Consider the following 26,216-nt stretch of genomic DNA (forward strand, 5'->3'; position numbering starts at 1 on the left):
GCCGGCAGCGCCCCACCCGGGGACCCGACGCCGTGCGTCCGTCAGCCGCAGGTCATTGCGATCCCGGTGGGCACCACGCCGACCACGAGCAGCCCGAACGTGGTGGTGCCGTCCGGTGCCACGGTGCCGTTGTACGGTGCGTTGCGTACCGTCACGTCAGGGCCCGCGCCGTCGAGCACGCCACCCCAGACCGTCTGGACCTGCTGGTCGCCCGACCAGCGCCACCGGACCTGCCAGCCGTCGAGCGGCTCGCTGCCGGTGTTGCGTACGGTGACCGTGGCGACGAAGCCGGTGGCCCAACTGGCGTCGATCGCGGCGGTCGCCTCGCAGCCGGTCGACGATTGCGTCCGCACCGGCCCCCCGATGTACGGATCGCGCCGATCCTCGACGTCACTGAACCGGAACCAGTACTCGGTGTCCGGGGTCAGTCCGTCCACCGTGACCTTCCCGTAGCGCTCCATTCCGGTGACCGTCTCGGCCGCCGGGTCCCGCCACTTCTCCGCGTCGTCGCGGCTGGTGAAGAAGTGGACGGTTATCGGCAGGTCGTAACCGCAGGGCGGGCCGTTGAAGATCAGGGAGTAGCTGATGGTGATGGTGGTGGCGGTGACGTCGGAGACCTGGCCACTGATCGGCAGCGCCGGCGGGCAGGCCACCGTCGGTGACGGCGACGAGATATTGGGCGGGGTCGGGGACGGGGTCAGGCTCGGCGACGAAGGCGGGCTCGGGATCGGGGTCCACAGGGGTGCCAGGGGCGGGGCGGCCGGGGAGTCGGCGGCAGCGGCCGCGGTGACCAGGGCGCCAGCGGTCAGGGTCGCGACGGTCAGCGCCACACCGAACGTGCGGAGCATCGTTACCTCCAAGAACGGTGACCGGCCGGGGGCGACGACGCGCCGGCTCCTTGGCCGGTCCGAGGGTCGGGCACCGCGTTGGGACGACTGCCAGGTGTCGACGGCGGACGTCGGCGGCGGCACACGGGGACAGGGCTGCCCGGACCGTGACACGCGCGGTATGCCCACACCGCCGCGTGACCGCACCGGCTCCCTGGTGCGGTGGGCTCAGCCCGAGGTCGAGTCTTTCAGTCGACGTTGATCGATACAACAGTCGATGCCTGCGTACGCCCGCGAGCGGGTGGCGCACCGCACCGACAACGCCAGTTGTCGGTGCGACGTCGTTCGACGCTCAGCCGGGCGTCAGGTCCCCTCCGCCAACGCCTGACGCATCCGGTTGATCTCGACGCTCTGCTCCACCACCACACTGCTGGCCAGTTCGTTCACGGTGATGTCGGAACCGAGCGTCAGTGCCTCCTTGCCCATGTCGATCGCGCCCTGGTGATGGTCGGTCATCATGGCGACGAACATCCGGTCGAACTCGGCCCCCCGGGCGGCGGTGAGTCGGTTCAGCGCCTCCGCCGACTGCATGCCGGACATGCGGTGCCGATGATCGCCACCGGAGTCACGGTCCAGACCCCGGTCGGCAAGCCACGCCTCCAACACCTTGATCTCCGGACCCTGGGCGGCCAGGATCCGTTCCGCAATGATCTTCAGCTGGGGGTTCTCGCCCCGGTCCGCCACCAACCGGGCCATCACCAGCGCCTGCTCGTGGTGCGGAATCATCATGGTGACGAAGCGGACGTCGGCGTTGTTGTGCGGCGGGCGCGGCATCGCCGACATCTCGTTCGCCGGCAGCGACTTCGCCGACTCGCCGGGGCGTCCGGGCATCAGCACCGGCGCGGTGGCGTCCGGCAGGCCGGGAAGTTCGATCGGCGCGGGGGTGCTCGACGTGGTCGCCGGCTCGGGCTCGCTCTGCGGCCACCAGAGCACCAGTGCCACCCCGACGGCCAGGACGGCCAACACCGCCATCTCGATCAGCACCAGCCTGCGCGAACGTGCGAGACGCTCCCGGATCCGTACCCCCAGCACACGTGCCTCCCGCCGTTGGTCGAGGTTGGCGGGATGTTAGCGCGGGCCGACCTGCGACGGGAGGGTACGGCCCGGCGAAAGGATCAATTGACCCCAGCTGCGACAGTTTTGCACCCCACCGGCGCCGGTCGTGTTGCTGAACCGTGACCACCAGCACATCGATGCCCTTGCCCCGACGGCGTTATCGTCCCGCTACCCCTGCTGATCCTCGACGAAGGGTGTCCTACATGTCCGATCCAACCCCACGAGGGAGCCGAAGGCTGGCCATCAGCCTGGCCGCTACCGCTGCCCTTCTCGTCGCCGGTGTGGCCGCCGCGCCGGCGAGCGGTGCCGAGTCCACCGCGAACACCATCCCGGGGATCGACGAGATCGTCAGCTCCCCCAACCTCCAGCAGGTCGCCAACATCCCGAAGTTCGGCGGGTTCGCCAGCGAGAGCGCGTACAACTCGGACCTGGCGTTCCAGGGCGACTACGTCTTCGCCGGCAACTACAACGGTTTCAACGTCTTCGACATCAGCGACCCCACCTCGCCGCAGGTGGTCAGCCAGGTCGTCTGCGTCGGCGCGCAGGGCGACCCCTCGGTCTTCGGCAACCTGTTGTTCCTCGCGGTCGACTCGCCGCGCAGTGACGACTCGTGCGACAGCAGCAGTGGTTCGGTGGCCCAGGAGAGTTCCTGGGAGGGCGTCCGGATCTTCGACATCAGCGACAAGGCGAACCCGCGCTACATCAAGTCGGTCCGCACCGACTGCGGTTCGCACACCCTCACCCTGGTGCCGAGCAAGGACGACCAGAGCGTCTACGTCTACGTGCAGTCGTACAGCCCGTCGAGCAGCGCGTTCTACTGCAAGCCGCCGCACGACAAGATCTCGATCATCAAGGTGCCGCTGGACAACCCGACCAGCGCCTCGGTGGTGGCCACCCCGGTGCTCTTCCCCGGCACCTCCGGCAACACCAGCACCAGCGGCTGCCACGACATCACCACCTACCCCGAGCTGGACCTGGCCGCCGGTGCCTGCATGGGTGACGGCGTGCTGATGGACATCTCCGACCGGGAGAACCCGGTGATCATCAGCCAGGTGCGGGACACCAACTTCGCGTTCTGGCACTCGGCCACGTTCAACAACGCCGGCACCAAGGTGATCTTCACCGACGAACTCGGCGGCGGCAGCGGCGCGATCTGCACCAGCAGCTACCGGGCCAACCAGGGTGCCAACGCCATCTACGACATCGTCGGCAGCGGCGCCGACCGCGAGCTGGTCTTCCGGAGCTACTTCAAGATCCCCCGGGAGAACACCGACCTGGAGAACTGCGTGGCGCACAACGGGTCGCTGATCCCGGCGATGGGCCGCGACATCATGGTCCAGGCCTGGTACCAGGGCGGCGTCTCGGTCATCGACTTCACCGACTCGGCCAACCCGGTCGAGATCGCCTTCTGGGAGCGCGGGCCGCTGTCGGACACCCGCCGCATCCTCGGTGGGGCGTGGTCGACCTACTACCACAACGGATACATCTACTCCAACGACATCCAGAAGGGCTTCGACGTCCTCAAGCTGGACGACCCGCGTACCAACAACGCCCGCGCGGTGGCCTTCAGCGAGCTGAACGTGCAGACGCAGCCGAGCTACCCGGCCTGCACCACGGTCCTCACCGGACGTCACAACGGCAGCATGACCATCAAGGACGGGATCACCTGCATGGACGGGGTGACCCAGAACGGAGCCATCAAGGTCAACCCGGGTGCCGGGCTGATCGTGTTCAACTCGACCCTGAACGGTTCGATCCACGCGGTGAACGCCTCCGTGGTCTCCATCGTGGAGAGCCGGGTGAACGGCTCGGTGGACGCCATCGGCGCCACCATCCGCGACAGCAAGGTCAACGGTTCGGTGCGGACGAGCTGACCCGCGCCCGCGTCGCACCACACCAGCTCCGGCCCGGCGGGACGATCCGCCGGGCCGGAGCCCTGTCACGCGGCGGGTGGTCCACGGCGCCGCAACCGTGCCCTCGCCCCCACCGTCCGCCCGACGCCGGATGCCGGACGGTCATCCCAGGATTCCCTCGTGCAGCGCACGGAGCACCGCGTTGGTGCGATCCCGAGCGCCGAGCTTGGTGAGGATCGTGGAGACGTGGTTCTTGACGGTCCCCTCGGCGAGGAACAGCACCTCGGCGATCTCCCGATTGCTGTAGCCCCGCGCCACGAGCCGCAGCACCTCCTGTTCACGTTCGGTCAGGCTCTGCACCGGTGTCGCCTGCGGACCGGCCGGAGACGGCCCGGACCGGATCGCCCGCAGCATCCGATCGGTGATCGACGGCGCGATCAGCGTGCCGCCGTCGGCGAGCGTCCGGATCGCCCGGGTGAGCTGCTCCAGCGTGACGTCCTTCAACAGATAGCCGCGGGCACCCGCGCGCAGCGCGGCGAGGACGAGTTCGTCGTCGTCGAACGTGGTCAGCACCAGCACCGGGATGTCGACGTTCTCCGCGCGTAGCCGCTCCAGCGTCCAGATGCCGTCGAACTGGGGCATCCGCAGGTCGAGCAGGATCACGTCGGGTGAGGTACGCACGATGACCGGCAACGCGGCCCGGCCGTCGTCGGCCTCGCCGACCACGTCGATCCCGGCGACCTCCAGCAACCCCCGGATGCCCTGCCGGATGAGCGTCTGGTCGTCGACCACCACCACCCGGATCATCGCGCCGGCACCCGGACGGTCACCCGGAACCCGTCGCTGCCGTCGACGGCAAGGTCACCACCGAGAGCGGCGAAACGCTCACCCAGGCCGCGCAGCCCGTTGCCGAGGGCGGGCCGTGGCGCTCCCCGACCGTCGTCGCGGGCGTCCAGGACGGTCTCCCGCTCGTCGCCGGTCACCGAGATCCGCAGGGTACGCGCGTCCGCGTGCCGGATGGTGTTCGTGACGATCTCCTGCGTGGCCCGGACGAACGCCGCACTGTGCTCCTCGTCGATCCTGACTCCCGCAGCCACGTCGATGGTCACCTCCAGTCCGGGCAGATCCTGTGTCACCCGACGCAGCGCCTGCTCAAGATCGGGGCTCTCGGTCCGCAGCCGACCAACCGTGGACCGCACGTCGCCGAGCAGGTCCCGGGCGACCCGGTTGGCCCGCTCGAGGTGGGTACGGACGGCCGGCCCCTCCAGATGACGGGCGGTCTCCAACTCCAGGGCCAGCACGGTCAGCTGGTGCCCGATCAGGTCGTGCAGTTCACGGGAGATGCGCAGCCGTTCCGCGGTGGCGGCCGACTCCGAGAGCAGGACGCTGGCGGCCTGCAACTCGACGTGCGCCTCGGCCAGCTCGCGGCGCATCCGCTGCTCGCGCAGCAGGGTGACCGAACTGAGCAGGGTCGCCACCTGAATGAGCAGGTAGAAACCCAGCGTGATGGCGCTGTCGACGACGCCGCGCATGCTCGACGCGGCAGCGAGGGCGATCACCAGGGTGTTGCCCGCCACGACCAGCAACCCCACCCGTACCGGCACCACGTACACACTCACCGCGGCGGTGAGCACCAGCAGCACCGGCAACAGTCCCTGGCCGGACGCCGACAGCAGCAGGACCCAGGCGGTGACGACGGCCGCGGCCAACGCCGCGTACCGCGTCGGACGGGCCATCCAGGTGGCCACCGCGACGAAGGTGGCGACCAGGTAGCCGACGAAGATCGCGATCCACAGGCCCTGCGGAACGGCGGTCTCGACGGCACCGAAGAGGCCCGGAGCGGCAACGGCGACAGCCACCACGAGCATCGCGAGGCCGGACCACTCCTCCGTTCCGACGCGTCGCACGATCCCACTCTAGGTCGGGCCGAGACCGGGCCGCCGGTGCCGAAAGTAATGCCCGCAGGTGATGACTTTCGGGACCCGACACGGATCGGGACCGTCCGTAGCGTCGAGGTATGACCAGCGCCGAACCGGCGATCCTCGCCGAGCACCTCGCCAAGAGTTACCGCCGCACCAGGGCGGTCGTCGACGTGAGCCTGCGGGTCGAGGTCGGCGAGGCGGTCGGCGTGGTCGGTGCCAACGGCGCCGGTAAGACGACGACGGTCGAGATGATCGCCGGGCTACGCGTACCCGATCGGGGGCGGGTACGCGTGCTCGGCCTCGATCCGCGCCGGGACCGGGCGCGGCTGCGGCAGGTCCTGGGCGTGCAGCTGCAGCAGGCCCACCTGCATCACTCGTTGCGGGTCACCGAACTTGTCGATCTCTACCGGAGCTTCTACCCCGACCCTCGCCCCACCGACGAACTGCTGGACATGGTCGAGCTGACCGACCACCGCCGGACGCTGTTCGACAAGCTCTCCGGCGGCCAGCAGCAGCGGCTCTCCATCGCCCTCGCCATCGCCGGCCGCCCCCGGGTGGTGATCCTCGACGAGCTGACCACCGGGCTCGACCCGAAGGCCCGGCGGCGGGTGTGGGGCACTGTCGAACGACTCACCTCCGACGGGGTCAGCGTGCTGCTCGTCAGCCACACCATGGAGGAGGTCGAGCGGCTCTGCGACCGGGTGGCGGTGCTCGACGCTGGTCGGGTCGTCGCGCTTGGCACCCCGGCGGATCTCATCACCCGCGCCGGCACCGCCACCCTCGACGACGCGTTCGTCGCGCTCACCGGCAGGCCACTGGAGGAGGAATCCGCATGAGTACGCTCGCCGAAGCCCACCGGCCCGGACTCCGCTCGCTGCTCACGCTCATCGGGTGCGAGGCGCGGATGGTCGTCCGGGACACGGCCGGGCTGGTGGTCCCGCTCTGTCTGCCGTTGCTGATCCTGTTGACCAGCGCCTCCTCCGCGAGCCAGGCGATCGTCGACAACGGGCGCAACGCGCTGGACCTCTACGTCCTGCCGCTGGTGTTCACGATGGTCATCGCGATCGTGGGCATCGTCAACATGCCGAGCTTCCTCTCCTACTACCGGCGCTCCGGCATCCTCCGTCGGCTCGGGGTCACCCCGGCGTCCCCGGTCATGGTCCTCGCCGCCCAGGCCGTCGTCAGCGTCCTCCAGTCGCTGGTCGGCATCGCGGTGGCCCTGGTCGTCGCGGTCCTGGTCTTCGACGCCGGCCTGCCCACCGACCCCGGCCCGGCGGTCGCGGTGATCGCCCTGGCGATGGCGGCGATGTACGCCACCGGCATGATCGTCGCGGCGGTGGCACCCACGCCCAACTCCGCCGTCGCCATCGGCCTGGTCGCCTTCTTCGTGCTCGGCGCCCTCGGCGGCATGTTCGGTGGCCGCGACGCCCTGCCCGAGCCGCTCGCCGAGGTCGGCGGCTGGCTACCGTTCGGCGCGGCCGTCGAGGCCATGTCGGCCGTGTGGGCCGGCACCTCGGTGTCGGCGACCAACCTGGTCGGCCTCGGCGCGACGGTCGTCAGCGGAGCCGTGGTCGCCAGCGCGCTGTTCCGCTGGGAGTGACCGGCCCGCCGCGCCCCGGTCGGTCAGGAAGCGGTGAGTAGGTAGTCGTCCGCCTCGGCGCTCCACCGCAGCCCCACCGCCCCCTCCGTGGCGGCGGCCTTGCAGAACTGGAGGAAACCTCGGTAGCCCAGCTTCTTCTCGCTGAAGTCCGGCCGCACCCGTCGGAGCTGGTTCTTCAGACCGGACAGGGCCACCTCTCCGTTCTCGCCGCCGAGATCACGCACCACCGAGTTGAGCAGCACGAAAGCCGTCTCCCGGTCACCGTGTTCCGGCAGGGAGACCTCCGGGTCACCCTTGGCGGGACCCTCCGCCAACTCGATCAGCCGTCGTTCGGCGAGATGGCGGAGCAGTTCGCCGAAGGTGCGGAATCCGTAGTCGGACTCGCTGAAGGTCGGATCCTTGCGCAGCAGGGTCCGCTTCAACCGCGACGCGGTCACCGCCCCACCGGAGCCGCCCTGCAGACCCGCGACGGTCTGCGCGACGAGGACGGCCAGCGCGTCGGCGTCCCGGGCCGGCTCCTCGCCCGCCGACGCCTCGCTCTCCTCCGGCTCGACGGGCTGCGGTTCCGGTTCGGGCAGCCGGGCCGGACGGGACCGTCGTCCGCGTGTCGGCAGGATGTCGACGCCCTCCAACCGGTCGTAGTAGAGGAACTCGTCGCACGCCGGTGGCAGCAGAGCCGAGGTGGATTTCTCGACCCCCACACCGATCACCTGCTTGTTGAGTTCGCGGAGCTTGTGCACCAGCGGAGTGAAGTCGCTGTCACCGGTGCAGAGGACGAAGGTGGAGATGTAGCCGCGCTCGAAGGCCAACTCGATGGCGTCGACGGCCATCTTGATGTCGGCGGCGTTCTTCCGCGTGGCACCCATCCGCTGCGGGATCTCGATCAACTCGACGTGCGAGCGGGTCAGCATCCGACGGTCCTCGTCGAAGTACGACCAGTCGGCGTACGCCCGACGCACCACCACCCGTCCCCGCTCGGCCAACGCGTCGGCGATCGGCCGGAAGTCGAACATCGCCCCGCCGTGGTGGTCGCGCACCCCCAACGCCAGGTTCTCGTAGTCCAGAAACAGGGCGATCCGGTCTTCATGCTCCACCCTGGCAGGGTACGTCGATGCGCCCTGCTCCGCGCCGATGCCGGCGGCACCGGCCCGTCGCGGACAGCGGCTACCATCGCCCGATGGATCTTCGCGGAACGATCAGCCCGGACCGTCCGCTGCTCGTCCTGGCCATCGCCGAGGAGGCCGCGTATCTCGACGCGGATCTGCCGGTGCTGCTGACCGGGATGGGCAAGGTCAACTCCGCCGCCGCGGTCGCGGCCACACTGGCCCGCCACCCGCTGCCGTCAGTCCTGGTCAACCTCGGCACCGCAGGCGCCCTGCACGCGGGGCTGACCGGCACCCACGAGGTCGGCAGCGTCCTGCAGCACGACCTGGACACCGAGTTCATCCGCCGGCTCACCGGCCAGAGCGTGGGCGCGCCGCTGGCCCTGGGCGACGGCCCGACGCTGGCCACCGGTGACCGCTTCATCGCCGACGACGAGGCCCGTGCGGCACTGGGCCGCCGCGCCCACCTGGTGGACATGGAGGGGTACGCGGTGGCGTCGACGGCGCGCGCGTTCGGCGTACCTGTGCGGGTGGTGAAGCAGGTCAGCGACGAAGCCGGAGCGGGAGCCGACCGCACCTGGAAGGAGTCGGTGGACGGCTGCGCCCGCCTGCTCGCCGGCTGGGTTCGGGACAACCTCACTCCTGCAGCGTGACGGCGCGCAGGAGATCCTGCCGGATGCGGGACATCACCTGCTCGCGGGTGACGCCCTGCACCGCCGTCAGGCACCGGGCGGCACCGCTGCGCGGGTCCCGCACCAGCGCCAAGGCCAGCAGCCCGGGAGGAACCCGGTCCATCCCGTTGCGGGTGGCCACGGCGTCGGCCCAGCCGAGCGCGTCGGCCAGGGCCGGGGTGACCGGGGTGGCGCGCCAGCGCTGAGGTGTCGGCGCGTCCCCGGCGTCCGGCACGTCGGTGTCCACCGCCTCGACCAGGCGGGAACTCCGTGGATCGTAGGGCCAGATCCGGGCCCAGTCGGCGTAGACGTCGCTGCGGATCAGCGCCCCGAACACCCGGCCGCACGTCACCACAGGTCCCTCGGCGGCGGCGGTGTCCAGGGCCCGAAGGCTCTGCTCGGCGAACCGCTCGGGGGCGGGCGGTCGCCGGGTCGACGGGGCACCCTCCGGTGCCCCACGGGCGAGCAGCGCCTCGGCCGGTAACAGCAGCAGCCACCGGCTCAGCCGGCCACCGAACCACCGGTGCCGGGTGTGCCGCCAACGCCGGACCGTCTCGGCGAGACCGGCCGCCGCGTCGGGTTCGTCGGCGGTGACCGCCGCGATCCGCACCTGCACGGCCGTGTGAAAGAGCAGCAGCCGGAGTAGCCGGTCGGAGAGGCCCCGCCCCTTGCCGGTCTCGGCCAGGTCGATCAGGGCGACGGCGGCACCCGAGCGGCTCGCCGGTTCGCCCGTGTCGATCGCGACGGCCCACGCCTGCAGCGTGATCCCGAACCGCGCGGACAGGCCCAACGGCCGACGCCAGTCCAGCCAGCGACGCCGGGTCGCGTCGCCTGCGTCGAGGTGCCGGGCCAGATCGGCACCGAGCAGGTGGGCCAGCCCGGTGAAGGACTCCACCGGCGGCTCGTCGCCGTCTCGGCGCCGCACCAGGTCACCGAGCGCGGCCAACGCGCCCGGCTCTCCCCGGATCGCCGCCTCCAGCCAGGCGAACCGAGCCACCTGCGCCACGGTGGGGCTGATCACCGCCCGCGACAGCCGCCAACGGCGGCCGGTCCGCGCCACCTGGTCGCACCAGCCGGCCAGCGCCGACCACACGCCGGGCTCGGCCGCCTCGACGGCCGACGCCCAGGCAAACGCGCTCGACGTGCTCCGGTAGACCCAACGTGGCATGGGCGACCGGTGCCGTCCGGCGCTCAGTTCCGCCCACTCCGCGCGGTGTCGGGCCCAGCCGATCCGGGCGCCGGCAGCACCGAGAGCGACCTCCTGCCGCCAGGCGAGGTCGGCCGCGGCCAACTGTCGACGGGCGGCCAGTTCGACGATCGGCATCGACCGGAGGTCGGCCTGGTCGACGTCGCCGCGCAGCAGCGCACGTACCCGGTCCGGGTCGCGGAACTGGTACCCGCCGCCGACCACGCGCAGCTCGCCGGAGGTTACCGCGTCGTCGAGGAAACCGATGGTCCGCCACGGCAACCGACGCGCCAGCACGAGACCGGCCCGTACCACCACGAAACGTCCCCAGTGGGTACGCAGTCCGACGCCGAGGGCGATGACCGCCACCGCCGCGACGGTCGACGTCCACCACTGCGCGGGGGTCAGCCGGGGCTCTTCCAACGTGACGCCGACCGCCTGCCACTGCGGTGCGGTGCGGGGTAGCACCCGGTAACCGAGGTAGCCGCTGACCGCACCGAACGCCGCCACCCCGAGCGCCCAGGGGGCGACGGTCAGCAGCGTCGAGGTGCGATGACGGCGCAACAGCGTACGCGGCGGAACCGACTCCGTCGGCTGGCGCATCTCCCGTCGCGCCACGGTGCGTACCGTGCCGACCGCCGCCAACACCGCCGTCACCAGCAGCACCGGCAGGAGCCGACCCAGCGGCCCGGTGCCGCCGAGGTCCGCCACGACCTGGGCGCCCGACCGGTCGAGCAGGTCGTGCGCGGCCTCCCGCTTCGACGCGTCGACCAGCACGTCGACGATGCGGTGGGCCAGCCACCCGCCCCCGGCCAGCGCGGCCAGACCGGCCACCGGCCAGCCGAGCACCGCCCCGAGCTGCTGCCACCAGCGGCGACGGCGACGCGCCAGGGCCACGTACGGCGGGGACGGCCCGTCGACCCGCTGCCACGGTCTCCCGATCAGCCGCCACCAGCACAACCGGGCCGAGGCGGTACGCGCCAGCAGCAACGCCACCTGACGCAGCCGATGCTCCGATCTGGAGTGTCGCGGTCCGGGGGTGGCCGAACCCGCCGGCCTTCGGCTGGCACCGGTCGCGCGAGGGGTGATGGACACAGCGGAATCTAGCCCGCCGCACCGGACCCCCGACAGTGCGTTGGCGTCATTCCGACGGGATCAGCCGACGCCGGTGTGGACATCGGACGGTTCAGCGGCAATACCCGGACACCGCGAACCAGCCGAACGGAGTAGCCACACCGTCACTCCGGTGCTCGTCTCGGATCGGGCACGTCACTATGCTCGAAGCGCCGTACGACAAGACGACAGCAGGCGCACCGGAGCACCGGTGTCGCCCACGACTGCGGGGGTTGGTGGTGGGCGGGACGGCCACCGTGATTGCGTTGATCTCGCTGTCGGCGAGCGTCGCGGCCCTGGCGGTCGCTGTCACGGCCCTGCTGGCCATCCTGCGAACACAGCGCTCGGCCGGGGCCGACGCCGCTGTCGATCGCCTGGCCGAACAGGTGACGGTGATCGGGCGGGCGGTGTCCGCGTTCTGCGAAGCCGACCAGGAGGAGCGGGCCAACGGTCAGGCCCGCCGGGTGTCGCTGCGGCTCGGCGACAGCTACCGGGGAGGCCAGGATCTTCCGGGCGCGGTGGAGGTCGAGGTGGTGAACCACAGCCCCGACGTGATCCACCGCGTGTCCGTCAACTATCGGCCGGCCGTCGGAGAGCCACAGTTCAGCGAGGCCGAGGCCGGGCCGGTGACGATCCAGCCGTACAACTCCTTCCGGCATGTCTTCGCGCTGCCACCGGAATCCGGCTCTCCGCTGCCAGAGGAGTTCGAGGTGCACTTCACCGACGCCCGGTCACGCCGGTGGAAACGACTACCGGACCGATCCCAGCTGTGGCTGATCGGCACCGAGGACCTGAACGGAACCGGACCCGCATGATCAACCGCGTTGTCGAGATCAGCTGCACCGTCGACGGTCGGCCGAGTCGAGGTACGGGCCTGCTGATCGCCCCCGGTGTGGTGCTGACCGCCGCACACGTGGTCGACGGGGCCGAACCCGCCGACATCGAGGTGCGCCGGGCCGACACCGAGGATCCGCGCGCCTGGACGACCGCCACGGCACGGATCCTGTCGGCCGACCCCGACCTGGACGCCGCAGTGGTGCTGCTCGATACGATCTGGGATCACGTCGATGGCGACGAGGAGCCGATCGAGATCGCCCACATCGACGTCGACGAGCCACTGCCGTTCCGGGCGATCGGATTTCCCGATGTGCAGACGGCAGAGCCGGTCCACGCCGAGGAGCGCCGGGATCTGGAGGACGTCCGTGGCGTGACCGCGCCCTACAGCGCCGACCGGCAGAAACTCCTGTCGTTGGACGTCACCTCGGCCAGGCCGCTGAACGTCCGGCCGGCACGTCGGCGCGACGAGTCCGGGTGGGCCGGCCTGTCCGGCGCGGCCGTCTGGAGCAGTGGCCTGCTCGTCGGCGTGATCGTCACCGACAACCGCGCCTTCGACGGCGGCAGCCGGTTGGAGGCGGTTCCGGTCACCCGGCTCCTCGCGGACCGCGACCTTCAGGAGCACCTACCGCGGTCCTGGGAGCACACGGGGGCGCGACGGATCAGCAACCTGCTCTCCTTCTCCGTGGGCAACGGGCAGGTGATCCGCATCCGGGCCGCCCATCGGTCGTTCGGCCCGCAGCTGCGGGAGAATCTGCGTACGTCGTTGACCGCGCTGCTGCACGTCGAATACCAACTGGTGCCGTTCACCGGCCGGTCCGTCGAGTTCGCGCAGCTCAGACAGTGGTGCGCCGCCCCGGCCCGGGTCAGCTACGCGGTGGTGTCCGGCCCGGCTGGCAGCGGCAAGACCCGGCTCGCCGCCGAGTTGTGCCGACAGGCGGCAGCTGACGGATGGGTCGCCGGGATCGCGAACTTCACCACCGAACCGGCGCAGACCCGACTGGACGCGGTACCCCGGCCGGTGCTGATCGTCGTGGACTACGTCGACAACACCCCAGACACCGCCGCCGACCTGCTGCTCGGCTGCCTCACCGGTGGTGCCCGACATCCGGTACGGATCGTGTTCCTCGCCCGGTCGGCGACGGCCTTCCTGCCCAGGCTGCACGCCGCGATGGGGTTGGAGAGCCACGACCCCGCGCTCGACCTGCGGTTGGCGCAGCAGCAGCTGGACGACGTGGCCCGCTACCAGCATTATCTGGTGGCCCGCGCCGCGTTCAGTCGGCTGCGCGGGCTTCCCGAGCCGGACCAGCCGACGGGGAGCGCGACGACCGACCTGGCGGCACCGGCCGAGCCGCCCGCCGACCTGGTGCCGTGGCTGCGCGTACTGAGCACTCCACTGCTCCTGCACGCCCGGGCGCTGCTCGACCTGCTCCCCCCACCGGCGCCGACCGAGGCTGCCGCCGTCGCGGCGTCCCCGGCCGACCGGCACGACATCGACGACCTGCTGGACCGGCTACTCGACCGGGAGGACCGCGAGTTCTGGGCCCCCACGCTGCTCCGACACGGTCTGGACAGCAGCGGACCACGGATGGACGTCTTCGCGGTCGCCACCTTCGCCGGGGCGGACACCGACGACGAGGCGCGGTTCCTGCTCGACCAGGTCGACACGTTACGCGGCGACGACGCCAGGGTGGAACGGCTGCTGCAACACCTGCGGGAGACCTACGGAGGCGCCCCGCTGCCCTCCGTACGCCCGGATCTGCTCGGTGAGCGACTCATCGCACGCCAGCTGATCGCGCGCGACCAGGTGCCGCGTCTCTTCGGTGACGTCGATCGGGTCGGCCAGCGGTCGCGGATGCTCGAAGTGTTGTTGCGAATGCTGGCGTCGCCGTCGACCGCGGCGGCGCAGTCCGCGCGGCAGGTGCTCACGCGGCTGCTCGACGAGCGCCTACCGGAACTCGCCCGGCAGGTCAACGACCCGCTGCCCGACGGCAGCACCCCCACCTCGGACGCCTACCTGTTCGCCGCGAGGATCGCCACCGCCCTGGAACAGATCGAGGTGCCCCGGGCCGCCGCCGAGGCGTCGACCGTGACGTTCCGCTCGCAGGCCCGGCTGCACAAGCTGGCCGCCGCGGTGTTGCACCAGGCCGCGACCCACTATCAGCAGACCGACGACCCGGCACGCGCCATCCGGTTGCTCCAGGACACCACCAACGCCTACCTGCGGCTCGGCCAACCCGATGCCGCCACGCAGTCCTCCGACGAGGCGCTCGGCTACCTGCGACGCGCCCCGCAGCTCGGCCAGGACAACCAGCTCGGGCGGCTGCTCAGCACCACCTCGCTGGTCCGCATGGGCACCGGCAACGTCGAGGCCGCCATCGAGACCGGCCGGCAGGCCGTCGCGCTCGCCGAGGCCGCGTCCCGCGACGATCCGGACGGGCACCTCGCCGCCCTCGCCGAGGCCCGGCGGCATCTCGCGCTCGCCTACCTCGCGGCCGGGCAGCACCGCGCCGCCGTCACCACGCTGCACGAGGCGGTGCACCAACCCGGCCTGTTGCCGTCGCTGGAGGCGGGACGGCTGCGGATGGCGTACGCGATGGCGCTGCTCGCCACCGCCGACCTGCCCGGCGCGTTGAGCCAGGCGGCGCAGGCCGTCGACCGGTTCCGTACCGCCACGCCACCACGCCCGGTGGAGATGTCGGCGGCGAGCATGCTGCTGGCGAACCTGCGTGCGCTCGCCGGGGAGCTGGAGGAGGCCCAGCACGAGGTCGAGGTGGCGATCACCATCGCCGACTCCGCCCCGGACGACCACGACGACGAAGTCCGGTTCAACCGCGCGTCGATCCGGCTCGGCGCCGGTTCGCTGCTGTTGCAGGTCGACCAGGAGGCCGCACGGCGGTATCTGCGGGAAGCCCGGCAGATCTTCCAGGAACTCTCCGGCGAGCTGCCGGACCAGTTCGAGTTCGCGTACGCGATGACCCGCATCGCGTACGCGGAGGCCCTGTACCAACTCGACGACGTCGACGCGGCGCTGCGGGAGATACGGGCCGCCGACGCGATGGTCGAGGACCTGTACGCGCGGCACCCGCGACGGATGTACGTGCTGCCGGTGATCGCGGCCAAGACCCGTGCGGCGCTGTACTTCGGACTTGATCGGCTGCCGGAGGCGGTGGACGCGATCAGCGGCGCGATCGACCGGCTCACCGACCTGGATCCGATCGGTGGCCGGGCGCACCTGGGTGAGTTGTACACCCTGCTGGGGTTGCTGCGGCTGGAGACCGAGGAGTTCCGGGCGGCGCTGCAGGCAGCCGAGCGAGCCGTGACCGAGTTCCAACGGCTGTCCGAGGACGAACCCCGCACGTACCTGATCCAGACGCTCAGCGCGCACCTGTTGCAACTGGCGGCGGCGGCCCGACTCAGCGACGAAGGCTTCGAGGCGGAGGCCGACGATTCGGTCCGACGACTCACCGACAACCTGCGCGACCAGGCACGCACCGACGAGCACCGGCAGTACCTCGCCCTGGTGCTCTACCTGCGGGCGAAGGTACGCCACGAGCAGGGTGACGTGGACGGGGCCATCGTGCTGGCCCAGGAGGCGATCGGCGTCTTCGAGGTGATGTCGCCGCTGTTTCCCGGCTACGACGACGACCGCCAGACCGTCAGCGCCGAACTCGACGAGTGGCTACGGGAACGCGACGGTGGCCGTACCGACCTCGTCGTCACACCGACCGGGTCCTCGTCGGACACCCTCGACATGCTGGTGGTGGAGCCCGACCTGCGGCAACGGCGGCACCGCGTGGTGCTCGGTCGACACGGTGACCAACTGATCGCCGCGGTGCCGTTCCGGCCGGTCCTGGTGCTCGGCCCGCAGCGCAGCCGCAAGACCACCAGCATGGTGATCCCGACCCTGCTCGAATGGGACGGACCCGCGGTGGTCACCTCCATCCGCACCGACGTGCTCAGCGGCACCGTGCGGCACCGGGCCGCGATGGGCGAGGTCGCCGTCTTCGAGCCGGCGGAGCGACTGGTGCACGGCAGCCTGGTCAGGAAGTGGAACCCGATCGACGACTGCCGTACCTGGGAGGGCACGGTGTTGACCGCCCGGTCCCTGGTCGAGGCGGGCCGACTGGCCGGTCAGTCGGGTGTGCGGGACGAGCAGTTCTGGTACAACATGGCGAACCAGTTGCTCGAAGCGTTGCTCTACGCCGCCGCGGCCACCGGCTGCACCATGGGCGACGTGCACCGCTGGGTGAAGACGATGGACAGTGCCGAGGTGAGCGCCCGGCTGACGATAGCGCTCCGGCGCGGTGCCGACGGGGCCAACGCGGTACGCGCGTTCGCCGGCATCCGTGCCCTGGCCCCGCAGACGATGACCAGCGTCTACGCCACCACCACCACGCTGCTCACGGCGTACAGCTCGGAGGCGGTGCGGCGGAACTCGGAGAGCGACTTCCGGGTCGACGACTTCTTCGACGGCAGGGCGAACACGCTCTACCTCTGCGCGCCACCGGAGGACCAGCGCATCCTCGCCCCGATCTTCACCACGCTCATCCAACGGGTGATCGCCGAGGCGTACCGCCGGCACAACAGAGGTGAGCGGCACCTGCCCCTGCTGCTGCTGTTGGACGAGGCCGGCAACATCGCGCGGCTGGAGAACCTCGACACCCTCGCCACCAGCGCCGCCGGCACCGACATCCAACTGGTCACCGTCTTCCACGACCTGGCCCAGATGGAGGCCATGTACGGGGAGTACCGGGCGAACAGCATCGCGAACAACCACTCGGCGTTGCTGCTGCTGCCCGGCAACCGGGACCAACGCACCCAGCAGTTGTACCGCAGTCTGCTCTCCGACGACCTGCTGCTGGGTGCGCGGCACCGGTCGCTGCGCCAGATCAAACCCGGCACCGCGTTGTGCGTCTACGACCACCTCAGCGCCGACGTCATCACGCTACGGTCGTCGAGCCACGACCGGGATCTGCGCGACTACGCCGGCCCCCCGGTCGTCGGCGACGAGGGCTTCGCGCCGCTGCTCGCGTTCAACGCGAACAGACTCGTCATCCCGGGCGGTTACGGCCGCCCGGGAGAGCGTGTTTGAGAAGGCTCGACGGGTGGCTCCGGCTTGCTTCCCGCTCGACCACGCTTGTTGATCCGTACGCGGTTGCCGCCCAGTTCCGGTTGCAGGGTCAGGGTGACCCGGTGGGTGGCGGACTTGTGCCGTTCGACGTCACCGCCGACGGTGACCACCGTCCACAGCGCCGCCTTGGCACCGCCCTTGACGACGGTGGAGACCGCCACCTCCAACTCCAGTTCGACGCTCTCGACCTCGAACGTCAGGTCCTCACCCTCGGCCCAGTCGACCGCGGCGAGGATCTGCTCGCGCAGGCTCTGCACGGCCTCGGAGATGGTCAGGTCGTCAGTGGGCTTGACCGGACTCATCGGCGCTCCCTCCGTCGTCAGCCGGTTCGAACCGGCCAGCCCATGGATAACACGCCGCCGCCACCGTCCTCCTCGGACCGGCGGCCACGGCTACGGCGTCGCTCAGTCCGGTTCCGGGGCGGGGATCTCCCGCAGGCCGCCGCCGTCGAGACGCAACCACCGCTGGACGCCGATGTCACGCAGGAAACGTTCGTCGTGGCTGACCACCACGAACGCCCCCCGGTAGGCGTTCAACGCGTTCTCCAACTGGCCCACGCTGACCAGGTCGAGGTTGTTCGTGGGCTCGTCGAGCAGCAGCAGGTGCGGTGCCGGTTGGGCGTACAGGACACAGGCCAGGGTGGCGCGCAGGCGTTCACCACCGGAGAGGACACCGGCCGGTAGGTGGGCCCGGTCTCCCCGGAACAGGAACCGGGCCAAAAGGTTCATCCGCTCCGACCGAGGACGGTCCGGGGCGTACGCGGTGAGGTTCTCCAGCACGGTGCGGTCCCCGTCGAGCAGGTCCAGCCGCTGCGACAGGTACGCGACCCGGCCGTCGGCCCGGCGTACCTGCCCGCCCTCCGGGACCAGCTCGCCGAGCAGCAGCCGCAGCAGGGTGGACTTGCCGACGCCGTTGGGGCCGGTCAACGCGATCCGTTCCGGCCCACGGATGACCAGGTCGACGCCGTCTGCGGCGAACAACGTCCGGGAGCCGTACCGCACCTGCGCACGCTCCGCCGCGACCAGGGTCCGACCGGCCGGGACGTCGGTCTCCGGCAGCTCCAACGCCAGCGTCGGGTCCTCCCGTAGTGCCCGCCCGGCCTCGTCGAGTCGCGCCTTGGCGTCGTTGAGCCGACTGGCGTGCGCCTGCTGGGCCCGGCCCGCCGACTCCTGGGCGCTGCGCTTGAGCCCACCGGCGACGATCCGGGCCAGGCCCGCGTTGCCGAGGTTGCGGGCCGCGTTGCCGGCTCGCCGCTCGGCGCGTTCGCGGGCCTGCTGCATCTCCCGCTTCTCCCGCTTGACCTCCAACTCGGCGCTACGGACCTGCCGCTCCGCCAGTTCCCGGGCGGCCTGGGCCGCCGCCTCGTAGGCGGAGAAGTTCCCCCCGAACAGACGCAGTCGGCCGCCGTCGAGTTCGGCGATACGGTCCATCCGGTCCAGCAGCGTCCGATCGTGACTGACCAGCAGCAGGCAACCGGACCAGTCCTCCAGCACCGCGTACAGCCGGTGTCGGGCGTCGATGTCGAGGTTGTTCGTGGGCTCGTCGAGCAGCAGCACGTCGGGACGCCGGAGCAGTTGCGCGGCCAGGCCGAGGGAGACCACCTGACCGCCACTGAGGGTGTGCAGGCGACGGTCCAACGCCACCTCGCCCAGACCCAACCGGTCGAGTTCGGCGCGGCTGCGCTCCTCGACGTCCCAGTCGTCGCCGACGGCGGCGAAGTTCTCCTCGCTGGCGTCACCGGCCTCGATCGCGCGCAACGCGGTCAGCGCCGGGGCGACACCCAGCACCTCCGCCACGGTCAGGTCACCGGTCAACGGGAGGTTCTGCGGCAGGTAGCCGAGCACTCCCTCGACCGTCACGCCGCCGCCGGTGGGTACGAGGTCACCGGCGATCAGACGCAGCAGCGTCGACTTGCCGGCGCCGTTCGGCGCGACCAGACCGGTACGCCCCGGCGGCACCGTGAAGGACAGGTCCCGGAACACGGAGGTGTCGTCGGGCCAGGAAAAGGACAGATTGGTGCAGATCACGCAGACGTCGGACATCGCAGGAAACCTCGGAAAGGAAGCCGGGAACGCCACCGGCGCCCCGGTCAGGCAGACAGGGCCACGACACGACAGGCCGCCGACACGGCGGCGGGGCTGCTCACCCCGAGATGTCGTCGTCCCCCGAAAGCATGTCGCCGCTCCTTGCTCCGTACCCCTGGGCGGTTGATCCGCGACGGCAAGCGTACCAGTGCCGACCCGGCCGAGGCTTGCGTCGGGCCCGGCGGGACGGCGCGCGCACCGGGCGCGCGTCACCGGTCAGGGGCGGCTGCGCCCGCACGCCCGCAGATAGAGCAGCGCCGCCCCGGTCACCGCCACCGGCCAGAGGAGGTAGACGCCGGTCATGACCAGGAGGAACAGCACCACCCCGATGGTCGCGGCAGCGGCATACCAGGCCGGGCTGCGGCGGGGCAGCAACCGCAGCGCCGCCGCGACACCGATGACGTAGACGGTGACGAAGGAACCAGTGGTGAGCAGCACCAGCGGGCGGGCACCGAGACCGGTGGCCAGGGTCGCGCCCAGTGCGAGGAAGGCCAGGGTGGCGGTGACGGCGAGGCTGCGGCGGGGCACCTCACCGGCCACGCTGCCCCGGGCGAGCCAGCCGGGTAGCGCACCGTCGCGGCCGAGCGCCGCACCGAGCTTCGCCGCGCCGGCGTAGTAGGCGTTCATCGTGCCGAAGGTCAGCAGCAGTGCCGCCCCGGCGACCAGCCAGCGGACGTCGCCGCCGAGCGCGACCGCGAACAGGTCGCCCAGGGGTGCCGCGGACCCCGCCGCCGCCGAGCCGAGGACGGCGACGGTCGCGAAGGCCACGGTCAGATACAGCGCACCGACCACGACGACCGCCGCGGTGGTGGCGCGGCGAAGGTCCCGTTCCGGGCGGCGGAACTCCCCCGTCAGGTGGGTGATCGCCTCCCAGCCGACGAAGCTCCACATCAGCAGCGCCGCCGCCGGGCCGACGGCGGTCAGGCCGTGTGGGGCGAAGGGCACCAGGTTCGCCGACTCCGCGTGCGGCAGCGACAGCAGCACCGCCGCCAGGAGCAACGCCACGAGCACCCCGGCGAGGGCGAGTTGGACCCGCCCGGCGAGTCGCACGCCGACGTGGTTGGTGACGGTGACCGCGACCATCAGCATGGCGGCCGTCACCGCGACGGTGCGGGCACCGCCGCCGAGCGCCGCCTCGACGTAGGCGGCCCCGAACAGCGCCGCCGCGCAGGCGCCCGGCGGCACCGCGAAGTAGAAGCACCAGCCGACGACGGCCGCCGCGCGGGGACCGAAGGCCATCCGGGCGTACGTCGAGACCCCACCCGCGTCCGGGTGGCGCGCGCCGAGCGCGGCGAACGTGGCCGCCAACGGCGCGGAGACGATCACGAGCAGCAACCAGGCGAGCAGCGAGGCGGGTCCGGCCGCCTCGGCCGCCAGCGCGGGCAGCGCGATCACGCCGGTACCCAGGACGGCACCGACGTAGAGGGCGGTGCCCTGAGCGGCGGTGAGCCGACCGCCGACCACCGGCGCGACACGAGTCTGAGTCATGGGGCAACCCTCGTCCGGTTCGGCCGGGTCGGCCAGTCGGATTGGCGCCGACCTGCGTTAGATTCCTGCCATGCGTCCGCACGTCGTCGCGGTGGCGGTGACCGACAACCTGCCGTTCTTCGAGCTGGCGGTCCCGTTGGAGGTGTTCGGCACGGACCGGCGGGACATCGTCGACCCGTGGTACGAGGTGCGCCTGTGTGCGGTCGAGCCGGGTCCGCTGCGCACCACCGCGGGCGGTGCCTGGATCGACGCCCGGTACGGCGTGGCCGACCTGGTCGAGGCGGACACGGTGCTGGTGCCGGCGTGTGCCCGACCGGTCCAGACCAGTCCCCCGGCCGAGCTGGTCGAGGCGCTGCGCGCCGCGTACGCGCGAGGCAGGCGCATCGTCGGTCTCTGCACCGGCGCGTACCCGATCGCCGCCGCCGGCCTGCTCGACGGCCGCCGCGCCACCACGCACTGGATGAACGCCCAGGATTTCGCCGGCCGGTTCCCGCTGGTCGACCTCGACCCCCGGGTGCTGTACGTGGCCGAGGGGAACATCTTCACCTCGGCGGGTACGGCCGCCGCCATCGATCTGTGCCTGCACCTGGTGCGGCAGGACCACGGCGCGGCGGTGGCCAACGAGGTGGCCCGGCGGATGGTGGTGGCACCGCAGCGCAGTGCCGACCACACCCAGTACCCGGCGCCGCCGATGCGGGGCACCTCCCCGGCCGATCTGAGCCCGGTGTTGGAGTGGGCTCGGCAGCACCTCGACCGGCCGCTGTCGGTCAACGACCTGGCCCGTGCGGCCAACCTGAGCCCGCGTACCCTGGCCCGCCGGTTCCGCGACTCCCTCGGCACCACGCCGTTGCAGTGGTTGCTGGAGCAGCGGGTCCGGTTGGCGCAGGAGTTGCTGGAGACCACCGAGGAGCCGGTGGAGCGGATCGCGCACCGCACCGGTTTCGGCAGCGGCGCCAACCTGCGCCAGCACTTCGGGCGGATCAGTGGGATGACCCCGCAGACCTACCGACACGTCTTCCGGTACCGCAGCGGTGCGGCGGCCCGCCCGACGGTCACCCCACAGTCGGCCGGGCACTGACCGCGTTGACCAGGAGGTCACCGGGGATGCCGGACGTTGTCGTGCGACTACCGGTGGGCTCGAAGCCGTTACCTTTCTGAAGGTTTCCGGATCGCGTCGCGGACCCGGTCGATGACCGCCAGGGCGGGGCCGACGGCCAGGTTCCCCTTGGCCGTCTGGGCGCTGGGGTGCGGCCGGGTCGGTGCGCTGGCCGCTGCGACGCGGACGGCGGCGGCCAGGGTACGCAGCCGGTCGGCCGACACGTGTTGCCGCAGTTGGGGGAACGTCCGCTGAAACGGGTCACCGACAAGCGCCGGTCGGCGGCCCCGACTCACCCGGTGGAGCGGCTCGCCCGCGCGTCGCGTCATTACCGGAAACTTCCGGAAGTTCTGGCCACGGCCGCCACCTCGACATAACATGCACGCGCTTTGATCCACCCGAAGGTCCACGTCAGAGACACCCCACCAGCACCGATCTCACATAGAGGGATGCCGATGCGCCTCTGGAACCTCTCCCATCGATCGCGACGCCGATCCCGGACCATCGCGTTGCTCTCCTCGGCCGCGCTCGTGGCGGCCATCGCGGTGGCACCCACCCCGGCAGCCGCCACCGAAGTCGTCCTCGCCAACGACTTCGAGTCCGGCTCGTACGCCCCCTGGGGGCCGCGCGGTGACGTCACCCTCGCCATCACCGACGAGGGACACGAGAGCGACAGCAGCCTGTCGGTCACCGGCCGCACGGCCAACTGGCAGGGCCCGGCGACCAGTGCGACGGCGCTGTTCCGACCGGGTACGCAGTACTCGGTCACCGCCTGGGTGAAGCTGCCGGTCGGCACCGAGGGCACCGCCGGAGTGCACTTCACCGTCGAGGCGACCCCGGCCGACGGCGGCGACAACACCTACACCTGGATCGGTGGGGACGTCCCGACCACCGCCGACAGCTGGGTGCAGATCGGCGGCACCTACACCCTGCCCGCCGGGCTCAGCGCCGCCACCCTCTACGTCGAGGCGGCGGACGACACCCCGTTCCTCCTCGACGACGTGCTGATCACCGCACCGGACGGTGGACCGGGCGGGCCCGCACCCGGCACCGTCGTCATCGACACCGACTTCGAGGACGGGCTGGACGGCTGGGGCCCGCGTGACAGCGGCCCCGGGGCCCCGACGGTCGGCATCAGCGACGTCGCACACGGCGGCACGGCAGCGGCACTGGTCAGCGACCGGGTCAACCAGGGCTCCGGGATCGGGCGCGACGTCGCCGGTCTGTTCGAGGCGGGCGTCACCTACGAGTTCAGCGCCTGGGTACGGTTCGCCCAGGGTCAGCCGACCGACCAGATCTGGCTCAGCCTGGCCAGCACCTCCGGCGGCAGCCAGTCGTTCAGCACCATCGCCCAGTTCGACTCGATCACCAACACCGGCTGGACCGAGGTGACCGCCCGGTTCACGATGCCCGCCGCGGACGAGGCGCTGCTGTACTTCGAGACCCGTTGGGAGGGCGCGGACGTCACCGGTAACACCAGCGACTTCCTGGTCGACGACATCGTCGTACGGGTGCCCGAGCCGCCGGTCATCGAGGACCTCACCGGCCTCCACGAGACCACCGACTTCCCGGTCGGCGTGGCGATCGACGCCCGGGAGACCGTGGGCGCGCCCACCCAGCTGCTCACCCGGCACTTCAACCAGGTCACGCACGAGAACCACATGAAGCCGGAGGCGTGGTACGACGACGAGGGCAACTTCCGGCCGCACGAGCAGGCGCTCGCGGTGCTGGACTTCGCCCGCGACAACGACCTGCGCGTCTACGGCCACGTGCTGGTCTGGCACAGCCAGACCCCGGACTGGTTCTTCCAGGACCCGGACGGTCAGCCGCTGACCACCTCCACGGCGCACCAGCAGTTGCTGCGTGACCGGCTGCGTACCCACATCTTCAACGTCGCCGAATCGCTGGCCGACCGTTACGGCCCGTTCGGCTCCCCCACCAACCCGCTGTACGCCTGGGACGTCGTCAACGAGGTCATCAGCGACAGCGGCGAGTACGCCGACGGCCTGCGCCGCAGCGAGTGGTACCGGATCCTCGGCGAGAGCTTCATCGACCTGTCGTTCGAGTACGCGCACGAGGCGTTCAACGACGTCCATGCCGCAGCCGGCAGCAGCGACCCGGTGACCCTGTTCATCAACGACTACAACACCGAGCAGAGCGGCAAGCAGGCCCGCTACCGGGCGCTGGTGCAGCGACTGCTCGACCGTGAGGTGCCGATCGACGGCGTGGGTCACCAGTTCCACGTCTCGCTGGCCACGCCGGTCGGCAGCCTGAAGGCCACCCTGGAGTCCTTCGCGACGCTGCCGCTGACCCAGGCCGTCACCGAACTCGACGTCACCACCGGCACCCCGGTGACCCAGGCGCGTCTGATCGAGCAGGGCTACTTCTACCGGGACGCCTTCCGGATCTTCCGGGAGCACACCGACGACCTGTTCGCCGTCACCGTCTGGGGCCTCACCGACGGCCGGTCGTGGCGTTCGGCCAACGCGCCACTGCTGTTCGACGACAACCTGCGCGCCAAGCCCGCGTACCACGGGGCGGTGGACGGCGAGCTGCCGGCCCGCCTGCGTACCGCGAACGTCTTCGCCGGTGACGTGGCCCTCACGGCCGCCGCGCCGAAGGACCTGACCTGGCGCAAGCTGCCACTGCACCCGATCGAGGACACGGCACGGTTCCAGTTGCGCTGGGCGTCGGACCACCTGACCGCGTACGTGGCGGTCGACGACACCTCGTCCTCCGACGACGACAAGGTCACCTTCACCCTGGGCGACGAGACCTACCGGGTCTCCCGCGACGGCACCGGCGACGTGCCGGCCGTGGCGGCCGAACGCGACGGCGGCTACCACCTGGTGGCCCACCTGCCGCTGACCGACGCCGCCGAGGGCGATACCCGCACCTTCGACGTGCGGGTGACCGACAACGGCACCACCTCCGGCTGGAACACTCCGGGCGCCGTCGGCACCCTGAGCCTGGTGGAGGAGCTGTCGTACCTGGAGGTACGCGAGACGGCCACCGCGCCGGTCATCGACGGCGCCGTGGACGCCGTCTGGGCCCAGGCCGGCTCGGTCACCACCGCCAAACAGGTCTCCGGCACCGACGGGGCGACCGCCGAGGTACGCACCCTCTGGCGGGGCCAGACGCTCTACGTACTGGCCGAGGTCACCGACCCGGTCGTCGACGTCACCGGCTCCGACCCATGGACCCAGGACTCGGTCGAGATCTACGTCGACGCGGGCAACGTCAAGAACGGCCCCTTCCGCTACGACGACACCCAGATCCGGATCAACGCCGACAACGTCGTGTCGTTCGGCACCGGGGACGAGGCGTTCCAGGCCGGGCGGCTGGAGAGCGCCGCGGTGCGGACCGAGACCGGCTACACCATCGAGGCGGCGATCAGCCTGCTCGAATACGGTGGCGTCGGCACGTTCCACGGCCTGGACTTCCAGGTCAACGACGCCTCCGACGGCTCCCGTACGTCGATCCGCAACTGGGCGGAGCAGAACGGCGAGGGCTACCAGACCACCGCCCGCTGGGGTGTGGGTCGGCTGGTCGCCGGCTCCAACGTGGAGATCACGGTGACCCGGATCGCCCGTTGGAACTCCGACAGCGGCGGCGGATACTGCTCTACCATCACCGCCACCAACACCGGCGACAAGGCGGTCGAGTGGACCGCCGTGGTCGACTTGGAGGGTGACATCTACGACGCCTGGAACTTCAAGCGGGAACGGCTGGGCGACGGCAGCTACCGGATCAAGGGAGTGGACTGGAACCGGACCCTGAAAGCCGGTGCCAGCACCTACAGCATCGGGTACTGCGCCAACCTGTGACACCCGTGCGGACCCGTCGGCTGATCCTGCCGGCGGGTCCGCGCCGGTGAGATGACTCCGGTGGGGGCCACCGAGCACTGTCGGCGGTGGCCGCCACCGATCCCGGGGGCACCGGGTGCGGGCGTCATCCCACGTCGGCCAGACAGTGCAATATGCTGCGTGGGGACGGCAGTCCGCAGCGGGCGAGGCGGGAGCGTGACGTGACGGCGGCTGTGATCACAGCCAGCGCCAGCATCGTGGTCGCGGTACTGGTCTTCGTGCTCAACCAGTACGCCCAGATTCGCGCCGAGCGCCGCCGCGCCCGCCTCGACCGAGTGGCGAACCAGTTGCGCGACCTCTACGGCCCGCTGCACGCCCTCGTC

The 26,216-nt window shown here is 71.1% G+C and carries 17 protein-coding genes and 1 pseudogene; 8 read left to right on the top strand and 10 right to left on the bottom strand.

Translation table 11 applies throughout. The annotated features are described in order from the left end of the window. Positions 1-41: 41 nt before the first annotated feature. Both ACLQ2S_RS22430 and ACLQ2S_RS22435 read right to left on the bottom strand, forming a co-directional pair. The gene (locus ACLQ2S_RS22430) at positions 42-848 is read right to left on the bottom strand and encodes a cellulose binding domain-containing protein (RefSeq protein ID WP_155221306.1); all 807 of its coding nucleotides are present in this window, start codon (positions 846-848) and stop codon (positions 42-44) included. A gap of 342 nt (positions 849-1,190) precedes the next feature. Next, entirely contained in the window at positions 1,191-1,919 is a 729-nt protein-coding gene (locus ACLQ2S_RS22435) for a DUF305 domain-containing protein (protein ID WP_425702663.1), read from the bottom strand. A 227-nt stretch (positions 1,920-2,146) separates the two neighbouring features. Between ACLQ2S_RS22435 and ACLQ2S_RS22440 the strand changes: the two are divergent. Next, positions 2,147-3,535, top strand: a pseudogene (locus tag ACLQ2S_RS22440) (LVIVD repeat-containing protein); the annotation flags it as partial. Between the two features lie 423 nt (positions 3,536-3,958). Here the strand turns inward: ACLQ2S_RS22440 and ACLQ2S_RS22445 are convergent. Both ACLQ2S_RS22445 and ACLQ2S_RS22450 read right to left on the bottom strand, forming a co-directional pair. Next, on the bottom strand, positions 3,959-4,603 hold the full coding sequence (locus ACLQ2S_RS22445) for a response regulator (protein ID WP_155221312.1): 645 nt from the start codon (positions 4,601-4,603) through the stop codon (positions 3,959-3,961). Beyond that, positions 4,600-5,703, bottom strand: a complete 1,104-nt coding sequence (locus tag ACLQ2S_RS22450) for a sensor histidine kinase (RefSeq protein ID WP_309223721.1) — start codon at positions 5,701-5,703, stop codon at positions 4,600-4,602. Before ACLQ2S_RS22450 ends, ACLQ2S_RS22445 begins: the two co-directional genes overlap by 4 nt. Before the next feature lie 110 nt (positions 5,704-5,813). Here ACLQ2S_RS22450 and ACLQ2S_RS22455 point away from each other — a divergent pair, with 110 nt between their 5' ends. Together ACLQ2S_RS22455 and ACLQ2S_RS22460 are read left to right on the top strand one after the other, a co-directional pair. Continuing rightward, positions 5,814-6,554: an ABC transporter ATP-binding protein gene (locus ACLQ2S_RS22455; protein WP_155221314.1), complete on the top strand. Its 741-nt coding sequence runs from the start codon at positions 5,814-5,816 to the stop codon at positions 6,552-6,554. Continuing rightward, positions 6,551-7,318 carry an ABC transporter permease gene (locus ACLQ2S_RS22460; RefSeq protein WP_155221316.1) on the top strand — a complete coding sequence of 256 codons (768 nt, stop codon included), beginning with the start codon at positions 6,551-6,553 and terminating at the stop codon, positions 7,316-7,318. Before ACLQ2S_RS22455 ends, ACLQ2S_RS22460 begins: the two co-directional genes overlap by 4 nt. Positions 7,319-7,341: 23 nt before the next feature. Here ACLQ2S_RS22460 and ACLQ2S_RS22465 read toward each other — a convergent pair whose 3' ends face one another. Continuing rightward, the gene (locus ACLQ2S_RS22465) at positions 7,342-8,412 is read right to left on the bottom strand and encodes an NYN domain-containing protein (RefSeq protein WP_309223722.1); all 1,071 of its coding nucleotides are present in this window, start codon (positions 8,410-8,412) and stop codon (positions 7,342-7,344) included. Between the two features lie 83 nt (positions 8,413-8,495). On the opposite strand from ACLQ2S_RS22465, the gene ACLQ2S_RS22470 reads away from it, so the two are divergent. Further along, entirely contained in the window at positions 8,496-9,074 is a 579-nt protein-coding gene (locus ACLQ2S_RS22470; protein WP_155221318.1) for a nucleosidase, read from the top strand. On the opposite strand, the gene ACLQ2S_RS22475 is transcribed toward ACLQ2S_RS22470, so the two are convergent. Continuing rightward, a complete protein-coding gene (locus ACLQ2S_RS22475) occupies positions 9,058-11,274 on the bottom strand; it encodes a hypothetical protein (protein ID WP_155221320.1) in 2,217 nt (738 codons plus the stop codon). The two genes, ACLQ2S_RS22470 and ACLQ2S_RS22475, sit on opposite strands and share 17 nt — an antisense overlap. Before the next feature lie 278 nt (positions 11,275-11,552). On the opposite strand from ACLQ2S_RS22475, the gene ACLQ2S_RS22480 reads away from it, so the two are divergent. Together ACLQ2S_RS22480 and ACLQ2S_RS22485 are read left to right on the top strand one after the other, a co-directional pair. Beyond that, positions 11,553-12,206: a hypothetical protein gene (locus tag ACLQ2S_RS22480; protein ID WP_425702668.1), complete on the top strand. Its 654-nt coding sequence runs from the start codon at positions 11,553-11,555 to the stop codon at positions 12,204-12,206. Next, positions 12,203-17,320, top strand: coding sequence for a type IV secretory system conjugative DNA transfer family protein (locus ACLQ2S_RS22485; RefSeq protein WP_425702670.1), 5,118 nt, complete (start codon positions 12,203-12,205; stop codon positions 17,318-17,320). The genes ACLQ2S_RS22480 and ACLQ2S_RS22485 overlap by 4 nt, the downstream gene beginning before the upstream one ends. On the opposite strand, the gene ACLQ2S_RS22490 is transcribed toward ACLQ2S_RS22485, so the two are convergent. From ACLQ2S_RS22490 to ACLQ2S_RS22500, 3 genes are all read right to left on the bottom strand, one after another. Next, positions 17,293-17,661, bottom strand: a complete 369-nt coding sequence (locus tag ACLQ2S_RS22490; protein ID WP_155221323.1) for a trypco2 family protein — start codon at positions 17,659-17,661, stop codon at positions 17,293-17,295. The two genes, ACLQ2S_RS22485 and ACLQ2S_RS22490, sit on opposite strands and share 28 nt — an antisense overlap. 102 nt (positions 17,662-17,763) lie before the next feature. Then, positions 17,764-19,401 carry a ribosomal protection-like ABC-F family protein gene (gene abc-f / locus ACLQ2S_RS22495; protein WP_155221325.1) on the bottom strand — a complete coding sequence of 546 codons (1,638 nt, stop codon included), beginning with the start codon at positions 19,399-19,401 and terminating at the stop codon, positions 17,764-17,766. A 258-nt stretch (positions 19,402-19,659) separates the two neighbouring features. Then, positions 19,660-20,931: an APC family permease gene (locus ACLQ2S_RS22500; protein WP_155221327.1), complete on the bottom strand. Its 1,272-nt coding sequence runs from the start codon at positions 20,929-20,931 to the stop codon at positions 19,660-19,662. Positions 20,932-21,001: 70 nt separating this feature from the next. Between ACLQ2S_RS22500 and ACLQ2S_RS22505 the strand changes: the two genes are divergently transcribed. Then, entirely contained in the window at positions 21,002-22,009 is a 1,008-nt protein-coding gene (locus ACLQ2S_RS22505; RefSeq protein WP_425702673.1) for a GlxA family transcriptional regulator, read from the top strand. Positions 22,010-22,077: 68 nt separating this feature from the next. On the opposite strand, the gene ACLQ2S_RS22510 is transcribed toward ACLQ2S_RS22505, so the two are convergent. Continuing rightward, complete coding sequence (locus tag ACLQ2S_RS22510) at positions 22,078-22,356, bottom strand: hypothetical protein (protein WP_196222604.1); 279 nt, start codon at positions 22,354-22,356, stop codon at positions 22,078-22,080. A 120-nt stretch (positions 22,357-22,476) separates the two neighbouring features. On the opposite strand from ACLQ2S_RS22510, the gene ACLQ2S_RS22515 reads away from it, so the two are divergent. Further along, complete coding sequence (locus ACLQ2S_RS22515; RefSeq protein WP_425702676.1) at positions 22,477-25,854, top strand: endo-1,4-beta-xylanase; 3,378 nt, start codon at positions 22,477-22,479, stop codon at positions 25,852-25,854. Positions 25,855-26,216: the final 362 nt, after the last annotated feature.

The sequence above is a fragment of the Micromonospora sp. DT48 genome (genome assembly GCF_049844495.1).
Lineage (GTDB): Bacteria > Actinomycetota > Actinomycetes > Mycobacteriales > Micromonosporaceae > Micromonospora.

Bases quoted from the DNA above. Each gene is read 5' to 3' on its own strand.
- ACLQ2S_RS22430 (WP_155221306.1), bottom strand. From the start codon at position 848: ATGCTCCGCACGTTCGGTGTGGCGCTGACCGTCGCGACCCTGACCGCT.
- ACLQ2S_RS22445 (WP_155221312.1), bottom strand. From the start codon at position 4,603: ATGATCCGGGTGGTGGTGGTCGACGACCAGACGCTCATCCGGCAGGGC.
- ACLQ2S_RS22455 (WP_155221314.1), top strand. From the start codon at position 5,814: ATGACCAGCGCCGAACCGGCGATCCTCGCCGAGCACCTCGCCAAGAGT.
- ACLQ2S_RS22460 (WP_155221316.1), top strand. From the start codon at position 6,551: ATGAGTACGCTCGCCGAAGCCCACCGGCCCGGACTCCGCTCGCTGCTC.
- ACLQ2S_RS22470 (WP_155221318.1), top strand. From the start codon at position 8,496: ATGGATCTTCGCGGAACGATCAGCCCGGACCGTCCGCTGCTCGTCCTG.
- ACLQ2S_RS22480 (WP_425702668.1), top strand. From the start codon at position 11,553: ATGCTCGAAGCGCCGTACGACAAGACGACAGCAGGCGCACCGGAGCAC.
- ACLQ2S_RS22485 (WP_425702670.1), top strand. From the start codon at position 12,203: ATGATCAACCGCGTTGTCGAGATCAGCTGCACCGTCGACGGTCGGCCG.
- ACLQ2S_RS22490 (WP_155221323.1), bottom strand. From the start codon at position 17,661: ATGAGTCCGGTCAAGCCCACTGACGACCTGACCATCTCCGAGGCCGTG.
- abc-f (WP_155221325.1), bottom strand. From the start codon at position 19,401: ATGTCCGACGTCTGCGTGATCTGCACCAATCTGTCCTTTTCCTGGCCC.
- ACLQ2S_RS22500 (WP_155221327.1), bottom strand. From the start codon at position 20,931: ATGACTCAGACTCGTGTCGCGCCGGTGGTCGGCGGTCGGCTCACCGCC.
- ACLQ2S_RS22505 (WP_425702673.1), top strand. From the start codon at position 21,002: ATGCGTCCGCACGTCGTCGCGGTGGCGGTGACCGACAACCTGCCGTTC.
- ACLQ2S_RS22510 (WP_196222604.1), bottom strand. From the start codon at position 22,356: ATGACGCGACGCGCGGGCGAGCCGCTCCACCGGGTGAGTCGGGGCCGC.
- ACLQ2S_RS22515 (WP_425702676.1), top strand. From the start codon at position 22,477: ATGCCGATGCGCCTCTGGAACCTCTCCCATCGATCGCGACGCCGATCC.